This is a genomic window from Rhizocola hellebori (assembly GCF_016862955.1).
Lineage (GTDB): Bacteria > Actinomycetota > Actinomycetes > Mycobacteriales > Micromonosporaceae > Rhizocola > Rhizocola hellebori.
Genome location: NZ_BONY01000001.1, coordinates 379787 through 402432, shown reverse-complemented (window position 1 = coordinate 402432; position 22646 = coordinate 379787). Strand labels below are relative to the sequence as shown.

General features: G+C 65.6%; 16 protein-coding genes. 11 read left to right on the top strand and 5 right to left on the bottom strand.

What is annotated here, in order from left to right:
* Positions 1-83: 83 nt before the first annotated feature.
* The gene (locus Rhe02_RS01705) at positions 84-1220 is read right to left on the bottom strand and encodes a sensor histidine kinase (protein WP_203906188.1); all 1137 of its coding nucleotides are present in this window, start codon (positions 1218-1220) and stop codon (positions 84-86) included.
* Between the two features lie 251 nt (positions 1221-1471).
* Here Rhe02_RS01705 and Rhe02_RS01700 point away from each other — a divergent pair, with 251 nt between their 5' ends.
* The 4 genes from Rhe02_RS01700 (at position 1472) to Rhe02_RS01685 (ending at position 9337) form a co-directional block, all read left to right on the top strand.
* Positions 1472-3358 (top strand): GDSL-type esterase/lipase family protein, encoded by a 1887-nt coding sequence (locus tag Rhe02_RS01700; protein WP_203906187.1) that lies wholly within the window; start codon positions 1472-1474, stop codon positions 3356-3358.
* Between the two features lie 284 nt (positions 3359-3642).
* Positions 3643-4083, top strand: a complete 441-nt coding sequence (locus tag Rhe02_RS01695) for a VOC family protein (protein ID WP_203906186.1) — start codon at positions 3643-3645, stop codon at positions 4081-4083.
* Positions 4084-4500: 417 nt separating this feature from the next.
* Positions 4501-8124: an ATP-binding protein gene (locus Rhe02_RS01690; protein ID WP_308441973.1), complete on the top strand. Its 3624-nt coding sequence runs from the start codon at positions 4501-4503 to the stop codon at positions 8122-8124.
* Between the two features lie 88 nt (positions 8125-8212).
* On the top strand, positions 8213-9337 hold the full coding sequence (locus Rhe02_RS01685; RefSeq protein WP_203906184.1) for a hypothetical protein: 1125 nt from the start codon (positions 8213-8215) through the stop codon (positions 9335-9337).
* Positions 9338-9407: 70 nt separating this feature from the next.
* Here Rhe02_RS01685 and Rhe02_RS01680 read toward each other — a convergent pair whose 3' ends face one another.
* On the bottom strand, positions 9408-9896 hold the full coding sequence (locus Rhe02_RS01680) for a hypothetical protein (RefSeq protein WP_203906183.1): 489 nt from the start codon (positions 9894-9896) through the stop codon (positions 9408-9410).
* A gap of 448 nt (positions 9897-10344) precedes the next feature.
* On the opposite strand from Rhe02_RS01680, the gene Rhe02_RS01675 reads away from it, so the two are divergent.
* Positions 10345-12750 carry an ATP-binding protein gene (locus tag Rhe02_RS01675; protein WP_203906182.1) on the top strand — a complete coding sequence of 802 codons (2406 nt, stop codon included), beginning with the start codon at positions 10345-10347 and terminating at the stop codon, positions 12748-12750.
* Between the two features lie 148 nt (positions 12751-12898).
* On the opposite strand, the gene Rhe02_RS01670 is transcribed toward Rhe02_RS01675, so the two are convergent.
* Entirely contained in the window at positions 12899-13303 is a 405-nt protein-coding gene (locus tag Rhe02_RS01670) for a hypothetical protein (RefSeq protein ID WP_203906181.1), read from the bottom strand.
* Positions 13304-13512: 209 nt separating this feature from the next.
* Here Rhe02_RS01670 and Rhe02_RS01665 point away from each other — a divergent pair, with 209 nt between their 5' ends.
* Complete coding sequence (locus tag Rhe02_RS01665; RefSeq protein ID WP_203906180.1) at positions 13513-13989, top strand: hypothetical protein; 477 nt, start codon at positions 13513-13515, stop codon at positions 13987-13989.
* Between the two features lie 25 nt (positions 13990-14014).
* On the opposite strand, the gene Rhe02_RS01660 is transcribed toward Rhe02_RS01665, so the two are convergent.
* Positions 14015-14203: a hypothetical protein gene (locus tag Rhe02_RS01660; RefSeq protein ID WP_203906179.1), complete on the bottom strand. Its 189-nt coding sequence runs from the start codon at positions 14201-14203 to the stop codon at positions 14015-14017.
* 369 nt (positions 14204-14572) lie between these two features.
* Here Rhe02_RS01660 and Rhe02_RS01655 point away from each other — a divergent pair, with 369 nt between their 5' ends.
* Positions 14573-14794 carry a hypothetical protein gene (locus Rhe02_RS01655; protein WP_203906178.1) on the top strand — a complete coding sequence of 74 codons (222 nt, stop codon included), beginning with the start codon at positions 14573-14575 and terminating at the stop codon, positions 14792-14794.
* 298 nt (positions 14795-15092) lie between these two features.
* On the opposite strand, the gene Rhe02_RS01650 is transcribed toward Rhe02_RS01655, so the two are convergent.
* On the bottom strand, positions 15093-15791 hold the full coding sequence (locus tag Rhe02_RS01650) for a hypothetical protein (RefSeq protein ID WP_203906177.1): 699 nt from the start codon (positions 15789-15791) through the stop codon (positions 15093-15095).
* A 261-nt stretch (positions 15792-16052) separates the two neighbouring features.
* Here Rhe02_RS01650 and Rhe02_RS01645 point away from each other — a divergent pair, with 261 nt between their 5' ends.
* The 4 genes from Rhe02_RS01645 to Rhe02_RS01630 all read left to right on the top strand — a co-directional run bounded on the left by Rhe02_RS01645 (position 16053) and on the right by Rhe02_RS01630 (position 22582).
* Entirely contained in the window at positions 16053-16532 is a 480-nt protein-coding gene (locus tag Rhe02_RS01645) for a Pycsar system effector family protein (protein ID WP_203906176.1), read from the top strand.
* A gap of 119 nt (positions 16533-16651) precedes the next feature.
* Positions 16652-17272 carry a Crp/Fnr family transcriptional regulator gene (locus Rhe02_RS01640; protein ID WP_275411029.1) on the top strand — a complete coding sequence of 207 codons (621 nt, stop codon included), beginning with the start codon at positions 16652-16654 and terminating at the stop codon, positions 17270-17272.
* 80 nt (positions 17273-17352) lie between these two features.
* A complete protein-coding gene (locus tag Rhe02_RS01635) occupies positions 17353-18084 on the top strand; it encodes a hypothetical protein (RefSeq protein WP_203906174.1) in 732 nt (243 codons plus the stop codon).
* Positions 18077-22582, top strand: coding sequence for a tetratricopeptide repeat protein (locus Rhe02_RS01630; protein WP_203906173.1), 4506 nt, complete (start codon positions 18077-18079; stop codon positions 22580-22582). The genes Rhe02_RS01635 and Rhe02_RS01630 overlap by 8 nt, the downstream gene beginning before the upstream one ends.
* Positions 22583-22646 lie beyond the last annotated feature (64 nt).

The window sequence follows — 22646 nt, the reverse complement described above, 5'->3', positions numbered from 1 at the left end:
GACATGCCAGGCGCCTGCCACGACGATTGCACCGATCAGCGGGCCCCGCGCATAGCGCTGGGCCCTTGCCAAAGCGGCAGCGGTTACTGTGGCCATGTCAGCGTCCAGGTGGTGCCCTGCCCGGGCGCGGATCGCAGGTCGGCCTGGCCGCCGATCTCACGCATGCGCCCTGAAACCGACTCTCGTGTGCCGTGGCGTTGCGCAGGCACGTGCTGTGCATCGAAACCGACGCCGCGGTCGGCCACGGTCACGGTCACAACGGCCCCCTGCCGAGCCAGACGCAGCCACACTTCCGTGGTCTTGGCGTGCTGCGCCACATTGCGGATCAGCTCGGCAACCGCGGCAGCGAGCTCGTCGCAGACCCAGTTGGGGGCGGCGCACGCGGCCAGGTCCACGTGTGTGGTGAGGCTTGCCGGGACGCCGGCCGCAACTCGCCGCAGGGCCAGGTCGAGCCGGGTCTCGGTCCAGTCATCGGGATGCTGTGCCGACGAGATTTCTTCCATAGCAGACAGATCTGCGCTCGCCTGCCGCACAAGCGACGGGGTGCCTGCGTTTACGGCACCCGCACTGACCAGAGTCAGCGTGGTCAGCGCGGTGTCGTGGACCTGCCGCAGCTGCCTCCGGGCGTCCAAGCGCCGCGCCGCTTCCACCGCGGCTTGCCGTTCGGCGGTCTGCATGTCGGCGAAGGCCTTGTCGGCGTGCCCGGCCGCACGCCTCACGAAAATCATGACGGTGACGGCGGCGGCAAGCTGGAACACCATCAGCGTGGCGTGTTTGCTCATCGGCTGGCCGGCGAGCCAGAAGCCCGCGCCGAATGCGGCCACCACGGTCAGGCCGGCCGGGACGGCGAACAGCGGCTTGCGCGCGACGGGAAGGCTGACCACACAAAGCGACGCCACCACCGACACCCAGCCCGAGCCGTCGTCCACGATCTGCAGTGGCACCAGCGTCTTCTGGGCCAGGCAGAGCAAGACCGTCACAGCGACGTCCCCACCCACCGCCAGCGTCGTGAGCCCGCGCCGCAGCACCAGCCATGAATAGCAGCCCACCCAGCCAGCGAACAGAACAACCGCGGTGATCAGCCGGGTCTGGTTCACCGGTGCGACGGCAGTCATCAGTGCCACCGGAGCGCAGACGACAACCTCGCCCGCCCTCAGCCACACGCAGATCCTGGCCGCCGTGTATTCGAGCGGTGTGCGCCGGACCGATTGATCACTCACATGACCCCCAAAGAGGTGTCTGCCGCTGAACCATCCACAGATCCCATGCTCAGGCCATGAAAACAAATACCAGAACGGGCGCTCTAACCACAGCCATACTGGCCGTCGAGTTCCTTACTGTTGTCTGCGCAGTGGTGCCTGCCGTGGCACAGGTCAGTAGTTCACCGCTGCGGGTCAGCCTCAGCCCCAACGGCACAGGCGCTTCAGGCAACGCCACCTCCGCGGCAGCCAGCGCCGATGGCCGGTGGACCGTGTTCATCAGCGATGCACCCGAGTACGGCGACGGCTACCGCCAGAAAGTGGTGATCGCCGACGCACTGTCTGGCACCGCCACCGCGCTGCCGATCGCGGCACCGCAGACATGGTATTACTATCCGTCAATCAGCCCAGACGGCAGCACGATCTCCTTCGCCGAGTCCGACCGGTACGGCTCCCGCCGTCAAGCCATTGTCGATCGGGTAACCCGTCAGATCACGTATTTGCCGCGGCCGGACGGGCAGGCGGCATTGGGCATCTACCCCAGTCCCACCTTCATGAGCCATGAAGGACGCTATCTGCTTTTCTCAGTACAGTTCCCCAGCGAAATCACCGGCGGGCCGTACAACAACTACTTTCAGGCAGCCCGCTATGACCGGCAGAGCGGCCAATACACATTGGTAGGGCTCAACAACGCTGGCGGTCTGTCCAGTTGGTACTCGTACACCGGGTGGCTGTCGGCAGATGGTCAGCATGCCTACTTTTACAGCGACTCACCGAACTTGCCCGAGCCCAATTCGAACGGGTCAGGCTACCGCCTCTTCAGACGCGACATCGCTGCGGGCGAGACCACCTTGTTGGGCCCGCTGTCGTGGGGATTTCATGCCAGTCCGAACGGCAGGTATGTCGCACGCGCTGGCAGCGACGGCATCAGCCTGCACGACCTGCAAACCGACGAATACTCCCACGTGGCCATCCCCGCCGGGCCAGTGTGGTGCTATCAGCCATCCCCTGAAACCTGGGTCAGCGACGACGCCACCCGATTCATCTTCCAGGCCTGCGCCCCCAACAACGCCGGTAGCCAGTACTGGCGTTACGACACCGGCGCCCAAACCCTCGAACCGATTGTTTCAGGCCATATCTGGGACTTCGCGGTAGCAGGCGATGCCGAGACGGCCACGTTCTCCGGCCCCGACAGCATCGCACCCGGTGAAACCGGAGGTTTCTATGACGTGTACGTATCCACGCGCACGCCCATACAATCCGAACCGGCACGCTATGTGGCGCTGGGCGACTCTTACTCCTCAGGTGAGGGGACATTCATCTACCATCCCGACTCCGACAGCGCCGAGCTGCCCAGCAAGTGCCATCGTTCGCCTCAGGCGTACGGCCCGCTCCTGGCCGACGCGGTGAACCTGGGCGGCTTCACCTTCGGCGCGTGCAGCGGCGCCGTGACCGACGACCTCTACGTCGCCAATCCAGACAACCCCCACGAACCAGCGCAGCTCGACCGAATCACCTCCGACACCGAGATCGTCACCATGACCATCGGCGGCAACGACGTCGGCTTCAAACAGGTGCTCGAAAGCTGCATTAGCCGCACCCTGGGTGAGGACAACTCTGGATGCGCCTACGAACTCGGCCTCGAGGTGGACGAGCGGATCGCCGCGCTCGCCTGGCAAACAACCTCAGAGTCCACGGAACGACCCATCCATCCACTGACCAGCATCTTCGCGGACATCCACAGCCGCGCACCTGATGCACACATCTACATTGCCGGATATCCGCGCCTCTTCGGCACCCTCACTGACGGCTACGAGCAGGCCGAAACGCCAAGCGGCTACAAATGCGTGGTGGCTACGATCGGCCCGATCACCGCGTGGGTGGACCACGCCGACGCACAATGGCTCAACGCCAAGGCCGACGCGCTCAACTACATCATCAACGCGGCCGTAACGCAGGCGCAGGCCCAGCAAATTCCAGTCACCTACGTGGATCCAGCTCCCTTTGCCGGGCATGGCCATTGCGACACATTCGACCCGTGGATACACGCGGTCAAACTGGATCCACAGCTAAACCCGCGGCCAGAAAGTTTCCACCCGACAGTCACAGGCTTCCAGGAATACAAGGCGATGTTCCAGCTCGCCATCGGCCAGCCCTGATACACACCGATTGGGAAACCTGCCCAGCCGGGCAGGTTCCCCTTCGGCCTTACCCGCCTCGTATCCGACACCCACGGGTTCGTCCATCTGGTGGGTTCCAGCTCACTGTCTGTGGTGCCGTATTCGGGTTCGTTCTGTCGGGTCGCCAATCTAACTCAGCTTCTTCTAGTGGTGCCCATCAGTTCCTATCCGCCGCCGCGGCTCTGCTCAATTGATTGGCATCGCGGCTGGCGATGGACGGCTCACCGGGTTGCTTGTCGCACGGCAGGGCTAGTGTCGGGATCATGATGTTCTGGCAGCTGGCCTTCGATGTGCACGACCCAGCACGGATGGTGGCGTTCTGGGCTCGTGCCCTGGGTTATGTGCCGGTGCCTCCGGCCCAGCCCGACACCACCTGGAATGCGCTCTACCGTGCCCGGCTCGGCGACGCCGCCGCTTTCGGCAACCGGCTCTTCGACCCGGAAGGGCTGCGCCCGCCGATCTTCTTCCAGCAGGTTCCCGAGTCGAAGGTAGGCAAGAACCGGCTGCACCTCGATCTGTATCCCACCGGACGTGATCGTGCCCTTTCGCTGCAGCAGTGCATCGACATCGTCGAGCGGAAGGTCGCCGACCTGGTCGAGGCGGGCGCCACTGTGCTGAGCCGCAACACCTATGACGAGCCGGGCGACCAGCAGTATTTCGTCGTCATGCAAGACCCGGAAGGCAACGAGTTCTGCGTCAGCTGACACCGCGAGCGTCTGCCCAGCGCAGGTGGGACGCAGGCGCGAAATCGATCGCAGGGCAGAGGTTGTTCCCCACGCCGTAGGTCGCCGCCTTGGTGGAGGGCGCCGTTGACTGCAACTAGACGGCTGGGGTCTGCGACGAGCCAACTTCACGGGCGAGCGGCGAGGCAGGAGAAGAGGGCCACAGCGTGACCACCGCCACGACGACAGGCACTCCACTCGCGACACCGACGGGAATCGGTTGGACTAGGTGAGCAAGGCCACAATGAATTGAGTCAATTATGTGGCTCTGTCGATAAGCTATCTGTTCTGCCGAAACACTGATAAGTCGTGGTACCACGGTCGCGTGTCCGACTTGTCGGCATGAGGAACGACCACTCATCGGTAGCGTGGAGCCGGAGGCGTCCGCGGGGGTGAGAGGTGCTGATACGGCTACTAGGTCCGGTTGACGTAGTGATCGACGGGGTAGCCAGGCCAGTGCAAGGCTTGCGCCGCAGGGCTTTACTTGCGGCGCTAGCGTTACGGCGCGGTGAGGTGATCAGCGCTGAGACGCTCATGGACGTGGTGTGGGGGCCACAACGGCTGTCCACCAACGTAAACACGCTGCAGCGCCATGTCTCGTACCTGCGTGACAATCTTGGCGATCGCAACGCGATCGTCGCTCGGCAGGGCGGCTACCTTCTCCAGCTCGATCCGCGGTCCGTCGACGTCGAGCTCGCCGAGGATCTGATCAAGCAGGGGACTCGGCCGGTCGATCCGGCGCGGCGAGTGGAATATCTTCAGGACGCCCTGCGCTTGTGGCGCGGTCAGCCGCTCGCCGACGTGGTCGGGGTGGCTTGGCTCGACGACCAGGCAGTGCATCTGGATCAATTGTGGCTTCAGGCATCCCGGGCGTTGATCGAAGCGCGGCTCGCGCTCGGCGAGCACGCGGCACTCGTGCCGCAACTGGAGCAGCTGGTCAAGGACTCTCCGCTCGACGAACAACTGAACGCGCACCTGATGTTGGCGCTCTACCGCAGCGGCAGGCAAGCCGATGCTCTCGAGGTGTTCCGGCAGCTTCGGCGCACCCTCGCCGACGACTTGGGTATCGATCCGAGCCCGGCCCTGCGCGAGCTTGAATCGGCGATGCTGCGCCAGGAAACCGGCTTGCAGACCGCGCTGCCCCCGGCACCTGCCGGATTGCGGGTGCGCCTGGGCGAGTGCGACCTGTTCGGCCGCGGCAGCGAGCTGGCCGCGTTGCGGGCCTCGGTTGCTGCGGCGGACATGGCGGTTTTCATTGTCGGAGAAGCGGGCATCGGCAAGTCCCGGCTCGCAGCCGAGGCCGAGCGGTTCGCGGCAGCGCGTGGCATGACAGTGCTGCGCGGCCGCGCCACGTCTGCTGACATCCAGTTCCGGCCGTTGAACGAGGCACTGATGTCGACGCTGCGGCGATCCGGGCCGGTTGACGATCCGCAGCTGCGCCCATACCTGCCGGCGCTGGCACGTCTCCTGCCGGAGCTGCGGATCCACGCGACGGCTGAATTCGACGATTCCCTTGTCGTGCTTGCCGAGGCGGTCCTGCGGTTGCTGATCTTCCTTGGCAGGCGCGGTGGGTGCCTGCTTGTGCTCGAAGATCTCCACGAGGCTGATGCGGACACGCTCGCGATCGTGGACTATCTGATCGATAATCTGGCCGGGAATTCGCTGCTGCTGATCGGCACCACGCGTACCACGCCTGGTGCAGCGATCGATTTGGTACGCGCCGCACACCTCAGGCGCATCGCCGACGTGATCGAGCTTGCCGGTCTTGACGACGACGCGGTGCGGCAGCTTGCGGGTGCCTGCCTTGGCGTGGCGGCGGAGCAGGTGCCACCACCCGTCCTCGAACGGGTTACGGAAGCGGCCGACGGCGTGCCCCTGCACATCGAGGAGCTGCTTGTCGGATTGGTCGACGACGGTGTTCTGGTACACGATGGAGCAAGGTGGACGATGCGCGGCTCGGCGATGGCGCCGATGCCAATGAGCCTGGCGGCGACGCTCACCAGCCGGGTAGAACGGCTTGATCCCGATACGGTCACAGTTCTGCGTGCAGCAGCCATGTTCGGCCGCCGGTTCCCGGTGCGGAGCGCCGCCACAGCGGCCGGCGTTGACGAGGACACATTGGTGCGGAGCCTGCGCGCGGCGGTCGATGCGCAGCTCGTCGAGGCTCAAGACAGCCCGCTCTGGTACGGGTTTCGCCATGCCCTGACGGCCGAAGCAATTGTCGCCCGTTTGCTGTCGATCGAGCGCACGATGCTGGCTGCGCGGGCGGCTCAGGCCCTACAAGCCGCTGCGGACGACGGGTTCCCTGGCTGGGAAAGAGTTGCCGGCCGGCTGTGGGCCACGGCGGGTGAGCCTCGACGAGCGGCGCAGCTGCTCGGCGTCGCGGGATGCCAGGCCGTCGCACATGGAGCGCTTTCGACCGGGACAGCCCTGCTGGAGCAGGCCCTATCGATGGCGTCGGGCGCCGATGCCGACGGCTTGGCGACGTCGCTTGCCGTGGAACTGGTTGACGCCTACGCGAACGCCGGCCGTGTCGCCGACGCAGATGCGATTAGCGGCCAGCCGTGGCTTTCGGCGACGCCTGAGTCGCGGGCCGCGATGCATATACGGATGGCCAGGGTGGCCGAGGCGTCCGGGCATTGGCAGCGTGGACTCGGCGAGGTGGCATGCGCCCGGACATTGCTGGGGTCGCGGCCCGATCCGGCACTGGACGCTGTCGAGGCGGAGCTCGCCTTCGGCAACCCGACCGCGGACCGGTACGCGAAGGCGACCGTCCTCGCCGAACGGGCTCTCATCGGCGCAGAGGCGGCGAACATGCCCGAGGTCATGTGCCGTGCGCTGAAATCGCTTGGCGGGGTCGCCCGGCTACGTGACCTCGCCGAGGCCGACGCTCTGTACCAGCGGGGCCTGGCGATCGCGGAGGCCCACGGATTGGTCAACTGGCGGATCAGGCTGCTGTACAACCTGGGTGCCGACGATGCGATTCGCCATGGAGACACCGGTCGGCTGGCCGACGCGCTCACTGCGGCCGAGAGCGCGGGCGCGGTCGCCACCGCGCTGTCTATCCGCCTCGAAACCGCGGTGGCGCAGATCTGCCGGGGCGAGTTCACGGAGGCGGCCGCCGCCGCTCGCAGCGTGGAGGAGACCGCGGCCCGGCTTCGCCTCACCAGCATGCAGCGCGTCGCGCTGGGTGAACGCATCATGGCGGAGGCTCATCGCGGTCACCGTGCCGAGGCACTACGGTTGATGGCGATCTTCCAGGGTCTGGGCGGTGAGGACGACGATTTCGCTTCCGCGGTACACGGCTTTGGCCTGGCGATCGGCCACCTCCTGCACGAGGATCGGGCCGCAGCCGTTGCCGAGCTCGATGCCGCCGCGGCTCGAGAGGCGCGGCAGCCCACTTCGTACCTGTCTTTCATACAGGGCCCGCATCTTTTGCTGTCTGTCCTGAATGGACAATCCGGCCGGGCCGAGCACGCCAAGATGGCAGGCTCCGTTCAAGCCCAGGCAGGATGGAACAACCTGTTCATTCTGCTGGCGGGTGCCGTCATCGATGCGGACACAGCCGCCGTGGAACGCTTCCTTCACGAGTCGCAGGCGTACCCGACGGCTCGGCATCTCGGTTTGCGTCTGGTGGCACCACATGCGCTCGAACATCATTGGGGGGAGCCGAGCGCTTGGCTACGGACCGCGGAGGGCTACTTCCACACCACCATCCCGCCGATCGCCCGGGCCTGCCGGGAACTGCTGCGCCAGGCCGGAACGCCGGTGCCGCAGCACCGCCGGGGGCACGGTGACTTACCGCCACTCGCCTTGGCGCACGGCATCTCGGTACGGGAGCACGAGGTGCTCCGTTGCGTCGCCGACCGGCTGACCAACCTCGAGATCGCACGGCGCCTGTTCCTGTCCCCGCGCACCGTGGAAAAGCATGTGGCCAGCCTGCTGGCGAAGACCGGCGCCGCGGAACGCACCGCGCTGATCACCTTCGCCGACCGCATCAGGAGCTCGCAGAAATCTGGGTAATGCCGACCGAGAATCCTCGTGCGTTACGGCGGGCGCCGGTCGTGGACTGCTGGGCAGGATTGAACGGTCCTCGACAATAGGAGTAATCGTGACTCGAATTCTCACCGCAACAGCATCAGCCGCAGTGGTTCTGTTCGCCGGTTCCACCTCCGCCGGGCCGTCTGCCTGGGTGGTGGCGCCACCACCTACCTTCAGCGAGGCCGCAGAAGTCGTGCTGACCGGCGTGACCGTCGTCGCGCCGGACGACGTCTGGGTAGTCGGTGCATGGACCACGGACATGAGGCGCACACTGGCAGTCCACTGGAACGGCAGCAGGTGGAGCTTGGAACCGACTCCAGACCCCACAGACGAGACCAGCGTTGCCGGTCTGAACGCCGTCGATGCCGTCGGGCCCGATGACATATGGGCGGTCGGCGACATCGAATCCCCCAATGCCGCAGTGAAGATAGCGCCCCTGCTGGTGCATTACGACGGCGTCGCGTGGACCGAGCAACCCGGCCCGGCCGGGCTGACCGGAGACCTCGCCGACATCGATCTGCTCACCGCCGCTGAAGGCTGGGCTGTCGGCACCGGCAACTCCCGGCCATTGATCCTGCGCCGGACAGCCGGCCAATGGCAACAGTCGCTGGCGCCGCCGTTAGCCGTTCCTTCCTCCCTGGCATCGGTATTCGCCGTCTCGCCGACGGACGCGTGGGCCGTCGGGGCCCAGCTGCAGAACGGCCGATCGGCCGCGCTGGTCCTGCACTGGGACGGCGTCCGATGGAGTCAGGTGCCCATTCCGGCCGACATCGCCACCGTGGCCCTCAGCGACGTGGCGGCAAACTCGGCAACGGATGTGTGGGCGGTCGGTACGAATTGCATTTTGCTGTGTACGTCACGTGTGCTGCACCTGACCGAGGGCGGATGGCGGCCGGAGATCGCTTCGGCCGGGGTCACGCTGACCGCGGTACTAGCGCTTTCCCCCACGGATGTATGGGTTTTCGGCCAATCAGGGCCGCCCTCGGCAGTGCTGGACCACATCGAGCACTGGGACGGCACAGGATTCACCGTAGATCGCAGTGTGCCGCCGCCGCCGGTAACAACCTCATCAGATCACCCGGCGTCCGCGCTGGCACTGGCTTCTGCCGGCGTCGATAAGCAAACGGGGACCATGTGGACTGTCGGCTGGATCCAGGGAACCGTCAGGACCGCTCACGCGCTCTTCCGCGGCTAACGCTGCCATTTCACGGCCGTGGCCGCCCGCTGGTCGATGCGGGCGGCCACGGACTTTCTCAGGTCCCGGCTCAGAACACGAACTCGAATGCTTCGCTTCTGTGGTTTTGGCTGAGTGACACGAAGTCGATGAACTCAGGCTCGACGGACCCGTCGGAGAAGAACAAGTCGACCTCGAACCCGAACCTCCACGTGTCGTTTCCGTCCGGGACGATGCTGATGGTGACGCTGTTGAAAGTCAGCGTTTCCCACTTGATGCCCGACCGCACCGTCATCGGAAGCGGTCCACGGGTCGTGCCGTCCTTGAACTCGCCGAAGAACCCACTGGTCGTGGAGGCGAGCGCACCGTTTTCGTCCCGTACCTGGACCCGGACGAACGTGTTGTCGTCCTTGTTTTCGTCTAGCGTGAAGAACGTGATTGTCGCGCCGGTAAGGTTCGCGCCGACCGCCGCCGGAGCAACGCCGCCGGACTGGACAGCTGTGGCAGCCGACGCCGTGCTCGCCGTAGCGAACAACAGGGCGGTGCCGGCGGCAACCGCCAGCAGAAACCGCCCCGTCATCCTTACACGATTCATGTTGCCTCTTTCCGTTGTTAGCCTGAGGCGAGCCTGTCTCGCCTCTGCCCACAACGCTGGCATCGTGCGCTGAAGCCGCCCGGAAACACCTGCGGAGAAGGCCTGAAACGTCACTCGGTTCTGGCGATGTTGTTGTTTGCGCCACGAGCGCGGGACGGAAGGCTGATGAGGTAGGAGACCTTGCCTGCTGCGGTGAGTGGCCAGCAGGGCTGTCCGTTCCTTCAAAGACAGCACCGGAAAAGAGGTCGGCGCGCAGCGACGATGGCCGCGCACCGGTCACCGTTCCCTTGTGATATCAAGTGAATGCGCGTCCGATTGAGGCATCTAGTTGAGAGGCCGAGATCGACATAGCCGAGTCGGCATAGGTGCGAGATCGATTGAACAGCACGCGACCCCGCAACCGCGGAGGTACCTGTCGGCTGGTTGTAGGCGGATGGCCTGGCTGGACGCGGTGAAGGGCTGGACACTGTGTGGGGCAAGCTGTCACGACATTCTGGAGGCCGCCGTGGGTCCACATCGCCGCGGGGGTGGGTTGCGGCCGGAGGTGTTCGTGGTGGCGTCGACCGGCTTGGCGACGTTTGTGGCGGGGGCGGCGGGGCTGCTCCAAGATGAACTGCCCGTGGCGGTGCCTGCCTTGGCGGTCGCGGCGATGCTGGGCTCGTGGGCGTTGTACCGCCAGCTCAGGATACCTGCGTCGGCTGAGGCCGCGGCGCGGCACGTGCCCAGTGCTGTGGACATCGTCGGCGGCGGGGAGTCGGTGGGCGCGGCCGCGCGGGTGGTGCCGCGGCAGTTGCCTGCGGCGGTACCCCTTTTCGCTGGCCGGGCTGGCGAAGTGGCCTGGCTGACCGGCCTGCTGCGTGATCAGAAAAATCAGCCAGTGGCGGGCGCCGCGGTGATGATTTCGGCGATCGGCGGTACGGCCGGGGTAGGCAAAACAGCGTTGGCGGTGTACTGGGCGCATCAGGTGGCCGAGGAGTTCCCGGACGGGCAGCTGTTTGTGAACCTACGCGGGTTCGACCCGGCAGGGTCGGTGATGGACCCGGCCGAGGCGGTGCGCCGGTTCCTGGACGCCCTGCAGGTGCCACCCCAGCGGATCCCGCAGGATCTGGATGCGCAGGCCGCCCTATACCGCAGTGAATTGGCAGGGCGGCGGATGCTGATCGTGTTGGACAACGCCCGCGACAGCGTCCAGGTGCGCCCGCTGCTACCCGGAGCGGCGACTTGCCTGGTCCTGGTGACCAGCCGCAATCAGCTTTCCGGGCTCGTCGCCGCTGACGGCGCCCATCCGATCACCTTGGACCTGTTCACTCGGGACGAGACGCGCCAGCTGCTGACCCGCCGTCTAGGCCCCGCCCGGGTCGCCGCCGAGCCCGGCGCGGTCGAGCAGATCATCACCGCGTGTGCGCGGCTGCCCCTAGCGTTGGCCATCGTGGCCGCCCGCGCCGCCAACCAATCCCACCTGCCCCTGCACGCCCTGGCCGATGGATTACACGACAACAGCAGCGGCGGGCGGCTCGACACACTGAGCACCGATGACCCGGCCACTGACGTAAGGGCGGTGTTGTCCTGGTCCTACGAGGCCCTGACCCCGGCGGCGGCGCGGTTGTTTCGGCTGCTGGGCCTGCACCCCGGCCCGGATACCTCCGCGGCGGCGGCGGCCAGCCTCGCCGCCGTTCCGCTGCCCGAGGCGCGGGCGCTGCTGGGTGAGCTGACCCGGGCGAGCCTGCTCGTCGAGAGCGTCTCGGGCCGTTACACCTTCCACGACTTGCTACGTGCCTACGCCGCCGAACAGGCCCACCGCCTCGACCTCGACCAGCAGCGCCACGCCGCTACGCACCGGTTGCTGGACCACTACCTGCACACCGCCCACACTGCCGTCCGGCTGCTGCAACCGGCCCGCGACCCGATCACGCTCACCCCGCCCCAGCTCGGCGTAATCCCGGAACACCCCACCGACTACCAGCAGGCCGTGGAATGGTTCACCGATGAGCGTCCGGTGCTACTGGCCGCTGTCGATCACGCCGTCGTCATCGGGTTCGACACCCACACTTGGCAGCTGGCTTGGACCCTCGACGACTTCCTCGGCCGGCGGGGGCACTGGCACGACCAGGTCGCCGCCGGGCAGGCGGCGGTGGCCGCCGCAGGGCGTCTGGCCGACCCCGCCGCACAAGCCCGCGCCCACCGCCGTCTGGCAGCCTCCTACATCCGGCTGGGCCGCCTCGACGACGCCCACACCCAGCAGCACCACGCCCTCGACCTGACCGCCCAAGCCGGAGACCTGGCCGGGCAGGGCCATACCCATCTCAACCTCGGCCAGGTGTGGGAGCGGCGCGGCCGCCCCGCCGACGCCCTGCACCACACGCGGCAGGCCCTCGATCTGTTCCGGGCCGCTGGCCACCGGCGCGGGCAGGCCCACGCCCTCAACAACATCGGCTGGTACCACGCCCTGCTCGGCGACCACCAGCAGACCCTCACCCACTGCCAGCAGGCCCTGCCCCTGCACCAGGAACTCGACGACCGCCACGGGCAGGCCGCCGTCTGGGACAGCCTCGGCTACGCCCACCACCACCTCGGCCACCACGACCAGGCCATCACCTGCTACCAGCACGCCCTCGACCTTTACCGGGACCTCGGCGACCGCTACCACCAAGCGACCATCCTCACCCACCTCGGCGACACCCACCACACCACCGGCAACCTCCAGACGGCTCGCGACACCTGGCAACAAGCCCTGGCCATTCTCGAGCAACTCGAGCACCCCGACGCCCACGCCGTCCGGGTCAAATTCCACCACCCCCACCAGACGCCCCAGGGCGAGCAGGACGATCGAAAATCGTGAGCCAGCCCCAGTTCCGGACCGGACGCCGAACCGCGCCGATGGGGGGCTGGAAGAAGGCCTCACCGCGGCTGCCGCGGCCAACGAAATGGCTGCGGTCGGCTGGCATGGCATCAGGCGAATCGGTCGGCTGATGACTCGGGGACTCGATTCAGCTGAGGTAGTAGTTGGCCCTCCAGCGGGCTTGTTCGCCTATAGAGAAGTTGTCGAAGTCGCCGGCAGCCTCGCACTCGAGCAGGTAGCGCAGCGCTTCTGCAGCATCCTCACCCCCAGCGGCCTCCAGGTGCGCCTTGGTGGCGGAGAGTCCTGCTCCGCAGAGCAGTTGGACGTCGATTGAGCAGTGGGCGTCCCAGCTCGATTCCTTGGCCAGCCAGATGACAAGTACGTCGCTCAGTTGTCCAGCGTTGAACAGCTGCAGGCAACACAGGTTCATGAGCTCTCTGTCCTGGTCATCCTGCCCAAGATCGGCTTGGGCTTGCAATATGTCGCGTATGCGGGGCAGATCAGCTGAGGACGGGTGCAGTCCATAACGACGAAGGCTCTCGTCTATGTCCATGGAACTCCCTTCGGGCGGCGATCCGGGTCAGCTGCACAAATCCGTCGGTTTCTTGTGGAGTCTCAGGATCCCGGTGACGGATCTTTATCGGGACGTGGGGTGCGTCACTCTTGATCGGGTTGTCCACGCAATGGTGACGCTCAAGGCCAGCGGCAGGGCGCGCTGAGTTGTGTGGCCTCAGCTTGCTGGGATGCTGTGTACTCTTCGTCATGGGTGGAACGGCGTTGAGCGTGCTGAGTCCGTGTACCGCAGGCTATGTCGCGCCGATCGTGCTGGAGGAGATGGCCAGCGAGGGCCTGGTCCGGTACGAGCCCGACCCAGGCTACTGGCAGTCTGCCGATGGCCTGCCCTACGGATACGACATTCAGTCGCCAGACTTCGAGATTAGTGTCGAGGAGCTGCAGTTCGTCGCAGAGGCGGCCGGCACGGTCATGTGCTGTGACATCGTGTTGCACATCTTCGTCAGCGACCTGGGCGGCCGACCTGCCCTGGCCCGCATTGCCGAGCGAGTGGCACGGCGGGCCGACGGCTGGGTGTTCATCGATTTCCGCGCTGCGCCTTCGGCAGAGCTGCTCCACTATCTGGCCAGCGCCGGTCGCTGCGTTCGCGTCGACGACGCCGTCTACTTGGACGCAGCGGCGATGACTGCCTGGATCGCTCACCCTGACTTCCACGTCGTCAAGTGACAGTGTCCGTCGTCGTGCTTCTGGCTCAGTTCGGTCGGGATTTCTGGCGTGGTGGTTCGGGTTTGCGGACTTTCAATCGGGAGATAGGCCTGGCGGTGGTGGCCGGCACCTCAGTGCGTAACGGGTCGTTGTCGTAGACGCGGAAGGTGCGGTCGGCTGCTTCAACGGTGACCCCCGCCTGAACCTGCAAAACCGCTCGATAACGCTCGGTCACGTTCAACTCCACCAACACTCGGCGAAGAGTTACGCATCATCCGGAGCCATTTCGTAACGCATCAAGCGGAGTCGGACATCGTGTTCCGATGCAGCTTGACCTTGTTGACACGAAAGGCGTCGCCCTTGGTTACTGGCGCGCTAGGGCAAGATGGCTCGCGTGAGTTCGTGGAGGCAGGTCGACGACTTCATCGTTCAAGGCCGCATCCTTGACGCGATGCAGGAGATACGGGAGGTCCGGAGCTGCGGGTTGAAGGAGGCGATCGACATATTTCACGAGCGGTACGCGCATCTTCGAAAGGTGCGACCTGATGACTTCACCGTGTCGTCAGCGGTAGGTGCGAGAGCAACGCGGTGAGGACAGCGGCCTGTGTCGTATCTCGACAGGTGGTGGAACAATGTCGTTGTGGACACGCGTCGTCTGATCGTCGCGTTGCTGGCCTCGCTTGCCGCCGCCAGCGAGGTTCCTGCGTCCACACAATCGCTATCTGGCCTGGTATGGCTGGCTATCATGACTATCGCGGCCGGTCTTGTCGCGTGGGTTGCGCTGCCACTGGCACCACGCACTTTAAAAAAAATCACGTCAATCTGACGCCTTTCCATCTGCTATATGGCAGCCGCGGGCCTGAACTGACGGACAGTTGTGGCGCTTCATCAGCCGAGGCCTCAGGGCCAGCGGACTTTGAATCTGGCGATGGGCTGGATAGTGGGCGGGCACCTCGGTAATTTGCTGGCCGGTGTCGTCGTAGATGCGGGAGGTGACTGCGAGGGCGTAGGCAGGTTGGCCTCAACTTGCGGCCTATGGCGAAACCGGCATCGCGCTGGCTCATCCATCCTGCGGGCTGATCCCGTCGCTGCCTGAGCGCGGATAGCCAACGCCATAGCGGAGATTAGGACGCCAGGATGTCAAAGTGCAGGCCGAGGAAGAACAGTATGGCGGCCAGAACCCTCAACAGTCTTGCTGGCTCCGCCCGGTCCATTAGCCAGCCGAGACATTTGAGTATGACGACCACCGCGGCATACACGACAATCCAAGGCAGTACGAGCAGCGTGAAGTCCACAGCGAGAACCGCCCCGGCCACAGGCGCCATGGCGACAGCGAGCAACAACAGCCCGACGCGGTTGAGCCACCGCGGACGGCCGAGTCGATCGGCTTCCTCGTCGGCTATCTGTCGCCATTCCTGCCTGTCGCTCAGGAGTAGCCACATCCCCAGCAACCACAAAATACCGACGATGGGCCACAACCAAGGAGATTCGATGGCCGGAGATCTGAGGACGTGGAATATGAGGTAATACAGGACCACCGGCGGGGCCACCAGCCCCGAGACCACAAGCAGCACTGCCACTGGGCTCCGATTGGCAAGGCCATAAAGCACCTGGCCGACAGAGGGCCGAAGCTGTTTCGCCCACTTGCCCGCACCTTTGAGCCGCTTTGCGCCTAGGAGATCAAGAATGATCGTCACTGCGGCTACGCCCTGGGCCACTTTGCCCGCGCGGCCCCATGCGTAGAGATCCCACCACCACAGATGATGGTGGGGATCTTGCGGCCCGTGCCACCACAGCCGGTATGCCTCCAGCAGGTCGCCCACCCGTCACATTCTGGTGACTCCCGTCGATGTATGAACTCCTCCGGCCGGGGGCTTGACTAACTCGGCCAGATCTCGTCGAGGCGGTGGTGGGGTTCACAATCCGTCGGCTGACGGGGTTTGCTCAGCCATGAGGTCGATTCTTGTGGGTGGGTTGTCGGACGCGGACGGTGGACGGTGGTTATGGGTGTGGTGCGGTATCTGGGGCGGCGGCGGTCGAGCGGTGGTGGGCAGCAGCCGGTGGGTCGGCTGGAGCTTGCGTCGATGACTCACGCGCTGATGGAGTCTTGGGCCAACAGGGCCGATCTGAAGGCCTCGGTGCTGTTGACGTTGCAGGGCGGCGCGCTTGTTTTGTCGCTCAGCGGATATGAACGCCTGCTTCAGTCGAGGTCGCCGTGGCCGGCCAAGGTGGGGGTGGTCGGGGTTGGCCTGCTTCTTGTGGCGACCTGTCTGGCGGCGTTGGTCATTATGCCGATGCTCGGCTCGGCCCGTAGACACGTGGCCCAGTACCGGAATCATATGATTTTCTTTGGGCACCTGCGGCTGTGGGAGCCGCAGGCGCTGGCCGGGCAGCTCCGCAGCCTCACCGCGCAGGAGAGGCAGGTGATGACGGCTCATCAGCTGGTCTCGCTGAGCCGCATCAACTGGAGGAAGTACCGGATGCTGCAGGGATCGGTGCTGCTCACCATCGTCGCGGTGGTGATACTGACGTTTTTGTTCGTCACTGCCCCGTTTTCTGGCTGACAGGTCTCGTCCGATCGGCGACTTTGGCGGATCAGCTATCGCGATATATTGATGATGTGGCGGTCACTTGGCCCGCGGTGAGTTTGCTCGGTCGGCTGGCTGAGCCGGCGCGGGCGGCGATGCTGTCGTTGGGGACGAAGGCGCGGTTTCCGGCCGGCCGTTGCATGATGCGGCTGGGTGAGCCGTCCGGGCACGCATTTCTTTTGATCGATGGTCTGGTGAAGGTTCATGGTAACGACAGCGGACATGAACCGCTGCTGGCCATCCGGGCGGGCGGTGATCTGGTCGGGGAGATGGGAGTGCTTTCTGCCGCGGGACGTTCGGCCTCGGTGACGACGTGCTCGGCGACCATGGCGCATGCGATTTCTGCCGCTGACCTGCGCGCGTTTTTGTGCAGCCAGGCGGAGGTGTCGTTCGCGCTGGCATGCCTGCTGGCGGATCGGTTGCGCTGGGCCAATCAAAGGCGAATTGACTTCGCCGCCACCGACGCTGCCTCGCGCGTGTGCCGAGTTTTGGTGGCATTGAGCGACATGTACGGTCGACCGGCCGCGGAGGGTCTGCAACTCGCGGTGCCATTGACACAAAGCGAGATCGCCTCGCTGGCCGGCGTCGGGCTGGCAACGGTGGAAAAGACGTTGCGGGCCTTGGCCCGAGACAAGATCCTGCACCGCGGCTACCGCCGCATCGTGGTAAGCGACCCGGAGGAGCTGTGGCGCAGGGCCGACACGGGAAACAGCTAATGCTTTTGCGGATCCCGTAACTGTACGGAATGGCAAGTCTTGCTTTCGGGCAAGGTGGACGGCCAGGGGAAGGGGTGGCAATGGTCGATCCAGCCAGCGTGGATCGGTACCTGTGTCTTGCGGTCGATGTGGTCGGCTACGGCCGCAACGACGATCCGCGGCAGGCGCGTATTCAGCAGGAGCTGCTCGCTTCGCTGGAGGCAGCGGCCGAAGCCGCGGGCCTGGATCGCACCTGCTGGTTGCGTCAGGCCAAGGGCGACGAGGAGCTGTGTCTGGTACCCGCGAAGGAAATGCTGCCTCGAGTGGCTGGAGCGTTCAGCCAACAGCTGGACATTATGTTGCGCAACCTCAACGCTTCACGCGACCACCGGGACCGGATCAGGCTCCGGCTCGCCATCGACGATGGGCCGGTGCAGCCGGCCGCCAACGGATATTCGGGTCAGGCCGTGGTGGGGGTGAGCCGCCTCGTCAACAGCGCTGTCGTCAAAAGGGCGCTGGAATTGGCTGACGACGCTGTGCTGGCGGTCATTGTGTCGCAGGTGGTTTTTCGTGATTGGATCGGCAGCCGATTGTCCGATGTCGAGCCAGAGTGGTTCCGCGCGGTCCAGGTCACCGAGAAAGAGTTCGATGAGAAGGCCTGGCTGTGGCTGCCGGGCACTGACACTCATCGCCTGAGTCTGGTCGTGCCGGAGGGCGCACCTGACCGGGCGGGCGCGACCACCGCAGGCGCCCCGCAAAGCGTGACCACCAAAGTCATGGGGGAGTTGACGATCAACGGCGGGTCCAACGTGTTCGGCATTCGCAATGGATGATGGCAGCGATCAGCTCTTCCAGGCCGTGGAGATCGCGTTCCACCGCGATGTCACCATCCGCGGTGGGGTGAACATCTTTGGCATCAACAACGCGGCCCTGCCGGTGCCGACGGTGCCCCCGGCAGACCGTGATGAGGCTGCGGCATGGTTGTTCGGCCCGGCGAGTCCGCCTCCTGCCAACAGGTTGAGCACATGGCTGGATCCGGCCGCAATGGTGTTCGATGTGGTCGAGCGGCCCGAAACCGACGAGCTTTTCGGTTGGTGTGTCAACGGTCCGGCGGCAGCCGCCCAGCTCGTCTGCGGGCCGGGCGGTCAGGGCAAGACCGTGCTCGCTTTGCAGCTTTGCCAGCGTCTTCGCGACAGAGGATGGCTGGCGGGTGTGGTGAGGTCAACCGAAGGCGAGCGGCTGCTCGCGGCGGCGGCACACTCGGCCACGCTGCCCGACGTGCAGGGTGCGCTGCTTGTGGTCGACTACGCCGACGCGAACGCCGAGCTTGCGGCCGCGTTGCTTGACGTCGTGGCAGGTGTGGACCGTGAGGTGTCGCCGGTGCGGCTGCTGCTCCTGGCGCGTCAGACCGGCCGTTGGTGGAGCGAATTGGTGACCAGGCACAGGAGCGGACTTGGACTGGTCGATCCCCAGGTTCGTTGGCTTGCCTCGCTGCCCGAGTCGCTGACCGCGTCGGGTCAGTCGCTTGACCAGAGGACGGGACTCCTGTGGCGTGCTGCGGCCGAATCGTTTGCCGCTAAAGCTATCGCTGAAGGCTTGCTCGCCAACGAGCTCGCGTTACCGCGGGAGCCTCCGGGACCTTTCCAGACCACATTGGACCTTTACGCCGACGCACTCATCAGTGTGCTTGACCAGATCGAGCCGACCACGGCGACGCGCGCCATGGACCCGATTGAGCACTTGCTGGAAGCCCACGAGCACCGCCAGCTGAGGCTGGCTCTCGCCGCGGCGGCAGGCGACATCGATCTCGGACCGGAGCCGATGCGGCTCCTCGATGTCGTGTGCCTGCTCCCGTTTCAGCACAGCCGTGAGGCCGCTCGCGCGATGGCCGCCCTGCCGCAGCTGGCGGACGTTCCCGCAGCGACGGTCGACGCTCTGGTCCGCACGCTGGCGGGCATGTACCCAGGCGACGTGTCGATCTGGCAAGCGCCCAAGCCGGATCGGCTCTGCGATCTGCACCTTCTGAAGGGGGCGATGGATAAGCGCAGCGATGAAGATTGGGCCGTCCATATCACCAACCTCACCCGCGGCAGCAGCGCCGCGCAGGCCGGTCATGTCATCGCGACGCTTCTGCGCGCGCTGTCCGCACCCACCGCCGACACCGTGCACCAACTGGGTGCGAGACGGCTCGGCCATGCGGTGGCGGCCCTGGTGCGCATGAGCCCTGCCACCTACCTTCCCGCGCTGGTAGCCGCCGACCACCACGAGCGCTTCACGGCCTTGATGCTGGAAGCCATTCGCGACCCGGCCACCGAGCTGCACGTGGTCAGGGCCGTTGACCAGCTTCTGGCCGACCAGCTGTTGCCCCGCCTCAGACAGGTGGCCGTGCAGGTGTCGAGACGACTCGCTGTGCCATCCGACAGTCCGGGCAAGGCCTATATAGATGACCTCATCACCCTCAGCCGGCGGCTGTCCGAGGCGGGTCACCACGGCGAGGCATTGACGGCCGCCCGGCAGGCGACCGGTCTGCTCGTACACGTTCCGTGCGGCATAAGCGAATCTGGCGATTGGGATCCTGGTGAGGCCGCGACACACGCCTCGGCATGGAACAACCTGGGCAGCAGGCTGACCGAACACCGTCAGATGGAAGAAGCGATCGCGGCGTTCACGCGGGCGGCGCAGATCCGTCGGCGTCTGTCCGATATGGACGAAAGACTTCATCTTCCCGCTCTGGTGGCTGCGCTGGTGAACCTGTGCGCATGCCAGATCGACGCGGGTCAAGCGCAGGAGGCGATCGGGGACGCCCGCGAGGTCATCGAGGCCATCACCCGCCAGGCCGCCACCAGCGCCGACTACACCTATCGGCTGGCGCTGGCATGGGGAAACCTGTCCGACGCCCTGCGGGCCAGCGGGCGCATCGGCGAAGCGATCGAGTCGGCGGCGACCGCGATCGAGTTGATGAACGAGCTGAGCACGCAGCAGCCTCTCGTCTATCGTTTAGGCACGGCCTCGGCGCGGCTGCGTCTGGCGGCCTGTCTGGCCACCCACCAACTCGATCAGCCGGGCGGCAGCGAGTCGGTGAGCCTCGCCATCCGGCTGGCGGGTAGCGCGGCGGAAACCTTTCGAGCTCTGTCCACATTAGATTTTGACGGGTACCGGTCACACTTCGCGAACGCGCTGCAGACGCTGGCGATATGCGCGGCCGCGGGCAGAAGACCAGTCGACGGCCTAGCCGCCATCGAAGAGGCACTGGCCGCTCACCGCCGCGAGCCAGCGGAAGCCGCCGACGGCGTGGACCTTGCGGCCTGCCTTACCGTCAAAGCGCTTTTGCTGATTGAGGCATCACGGGCGGGCGCGGTCGACAGCGCCCGCGAAGCAGTGACGCTTTATGAGCGCGCGGCGGTGACGCACCCGCACCTGCGGCGCGACCTCGCCGCGGCATACGGCAACCTTTCCTACGCTCTGCTCACAGCCCATCGCCACGACGACGCGGTTGCGGCTGCGCAGCAGGCGATCCTGATTCAGCATGAGCGCAACGCAGAGCCCGTCTCCCCGGCCGAAATGGTGGAAATGGCGGACGGCCTGGCGAACCTGGCGCTGTGCTTTGTCGACGCTCATCAGTTCCAGAACGCCTACGAGGCTCAGGCCAGCGCCGTCGACCTTTACCATCAGGCGGCCGGCGACTATCCCATATCTCTCAAGCGCCTTCGCAACGAATCCGAGAACCTGCAGCGGCTGCAGACCGCGGCTGCGGCTCCCGACACTTCCCGCTCGGTCGGTATGCGAGGCCGATTCCGCAAGCATTGGCCACTGGCGCCTATACGCCATCTGCTTCCCGGCATCGGGACAGGCTTTTGGGTCACGCAGCTGGGACCTCACCGCTCACGCCCGCGCCAGCTTCGCGAGGAGATGTTCGGCTGGTTCGAGAGAATCCTTACCGGGGGACGTTCCGGTGGCGGAAAAGGTCCGAGTGAAGCGCTGTCAGCGGCCGCCATGGCTCGCCTTGCCACCCCGGCCGTCGCTTCGACGGCTGCGCCGCCGCTGTGGCACAAGGCCCTCACCATCAGACCGGGAATCCCCACGGCGCCAGTCACCGTCCTCCAGCACAGCCCGGCGCTCGGGCAGGCGGCCCGCGGCGGGGGCGTCCTTCTGCTGGCAGTAGTCTCGGCTTTCGTGCTAATCGGCAACGGCCCAGTCGTCACCTATCAGGCGGCACCGTCGGCCAGTGCCAGCACCACCACCACAGCAACAAATTCGCCCCAGTCTTCAGCTTCGCCTTCGGCTGACCCTATCGCCTCCACCCAAGCTGTTGCCGCCGCGCCGGGGCCTTCTCCATCCACCACCGGGTCGACCTGCTGCCCAACCACTACGCCGCCGGCGGGGACTTTTCCCATCGGGATCGACTTGACCGACCTCACCATGTCCTCGTCGTTCACCCTCAGCGGAGTGGCCAACGCGCTCAGCTCCCGCCAGCCCCAGGCCATGTCGCTTGCGCCTGCCGCCTACCAGCTTTCGGTCGGTGGCAAGACCTTCGCCTTCAGCGTGACCACCGCCGGTACAATTCAATATGACGAAGATGCGTCCTATTTGGATGGTCGAGGCACGGCTACCCTGACCGTACGCGGCCATCGCGTCAACCTGGACATGCGTCAGCTGTCCTACGCCTACTTCGGCGTGCCTGGATACAGCAGCATCATCCCGACCAGCAGCATAAAGACCATCTCCGTCTTTCCTGGACGACACCAGGTCACCGGCTTCACGACCACTCTCGACTACACCGTCCACCCCGACGGCTCAGTCACCACCACCCAATCAGAGCCGTTCCTGACCGTCAGCGGATCCAACACCGTGGTAGGGCACGGCCTGACAATCCATGTCGACATGCGCGAGCTGACCTATAGCAAATTTGGCGTGGGCGGAATCAGCAGCATCATCCCCAAGGATCCGGTAGCGACAATCAGAGTGTTCCCTGGAGGCCACCAAGTCACCACGGCCAGCCTCAACATCCATGATTTCACCGTCAGGGCAGACGGCACCGTCAGCTCCGGCTTGGCGTTCCTGTCCGCCAACGGCGACACGCTGGTGGCCCACGGCTACTTGATAACCATCGACGCAACGAGGCAATCGGCCCCGACCTTCGAGCTCACCGCGATCGGGTCCGTCCTACCCAGCCGGACCCCGCACACCTTCACCCTGGCCCCTGGGCGGCACCGGATCGTCACCGCCAACGCCACCTTCTACTTCACTGTGCAAACAAACGGCACGGTGACCTACGACCCCAGCCTCACCTATCTCGCGGGAAGCGGCACTGACACGCTCATCGTCAGCTGACCGTGACTTTGACCCTGATTTGGTGGCGTGATCGGGCGTTGTCGAGCGACGAGTGCCGGCCCGA

Excerpts from the sequence above, each read along its gene's own strand:
- Rhe02_RS01695 (WP_203906186.1), top strand. The coding sequence starts at position 3,643 with ATGATGTTCTGGCAGCTGGCCTTCGATGTGCACGACCCAGCACGGATG.
- Rhe02_RS01680 (WP_203906183.1), bottom strand. The coding sequence starts at position 9,896 with ATGACGGGGCGGTTTCTGCTGGCGGTTGCCGCCGGCACCGCCCTGTTG.
- Rhe02_RS01675 (WP_203906182.1), top strand. The coding sequence starts at position 10,345 with ATGGCCTGGCTGGACGCGGTGAAGGGCTGGACACTGTGTGGGGCAAGC.
- Rhe02_RS01670 (WP_203906181.1), bottom strand. The coding sequence starts at position 13,303 with ATGGACATAGACGAGAGCCTTCGTCGTTATGGACTGCACCCGTCCTCA.
- Rhe02_RS01665 (WP_203906180.1), top strand. The coding sequence starts at position 13,513 with ATGGGTGGAACGGCGTTGAGCGTGCTGAGTCCGTGTACCGCAGGCTAT.
- Rhe02_RS01645 (WP_203906176.1), top strand. The coding sequence starts at position 16,053 with ATGACTCACGCGCTGATGGAGTCTTGGGCCAACAGGGCCGATCTGAAG.
- Rhe02_RS01640 (WP_275411029.1), top strand. The coding sequence starts at position 16,652 with ATGCTGTCGTTGGGGACGAAGGCGCGGTTTCCGGCCGGCCGTTGCATG.
- Rhe02_RS01635 (WP_203906174.1), top strand. The coding sequence starts at position 17,353 with ATGGTCGATCCAGCCAGCGTGGATCGGTACCTGTGTCTTGCGGTCGAT.
- Rhe02_RS01630 (WP_203906173.1), top strand. The coding sequence starts at position 18,077 with ATGGATGATGGCAGCGATCAGCTCTTCCAGGCCGTGGAGATCGCGTTC.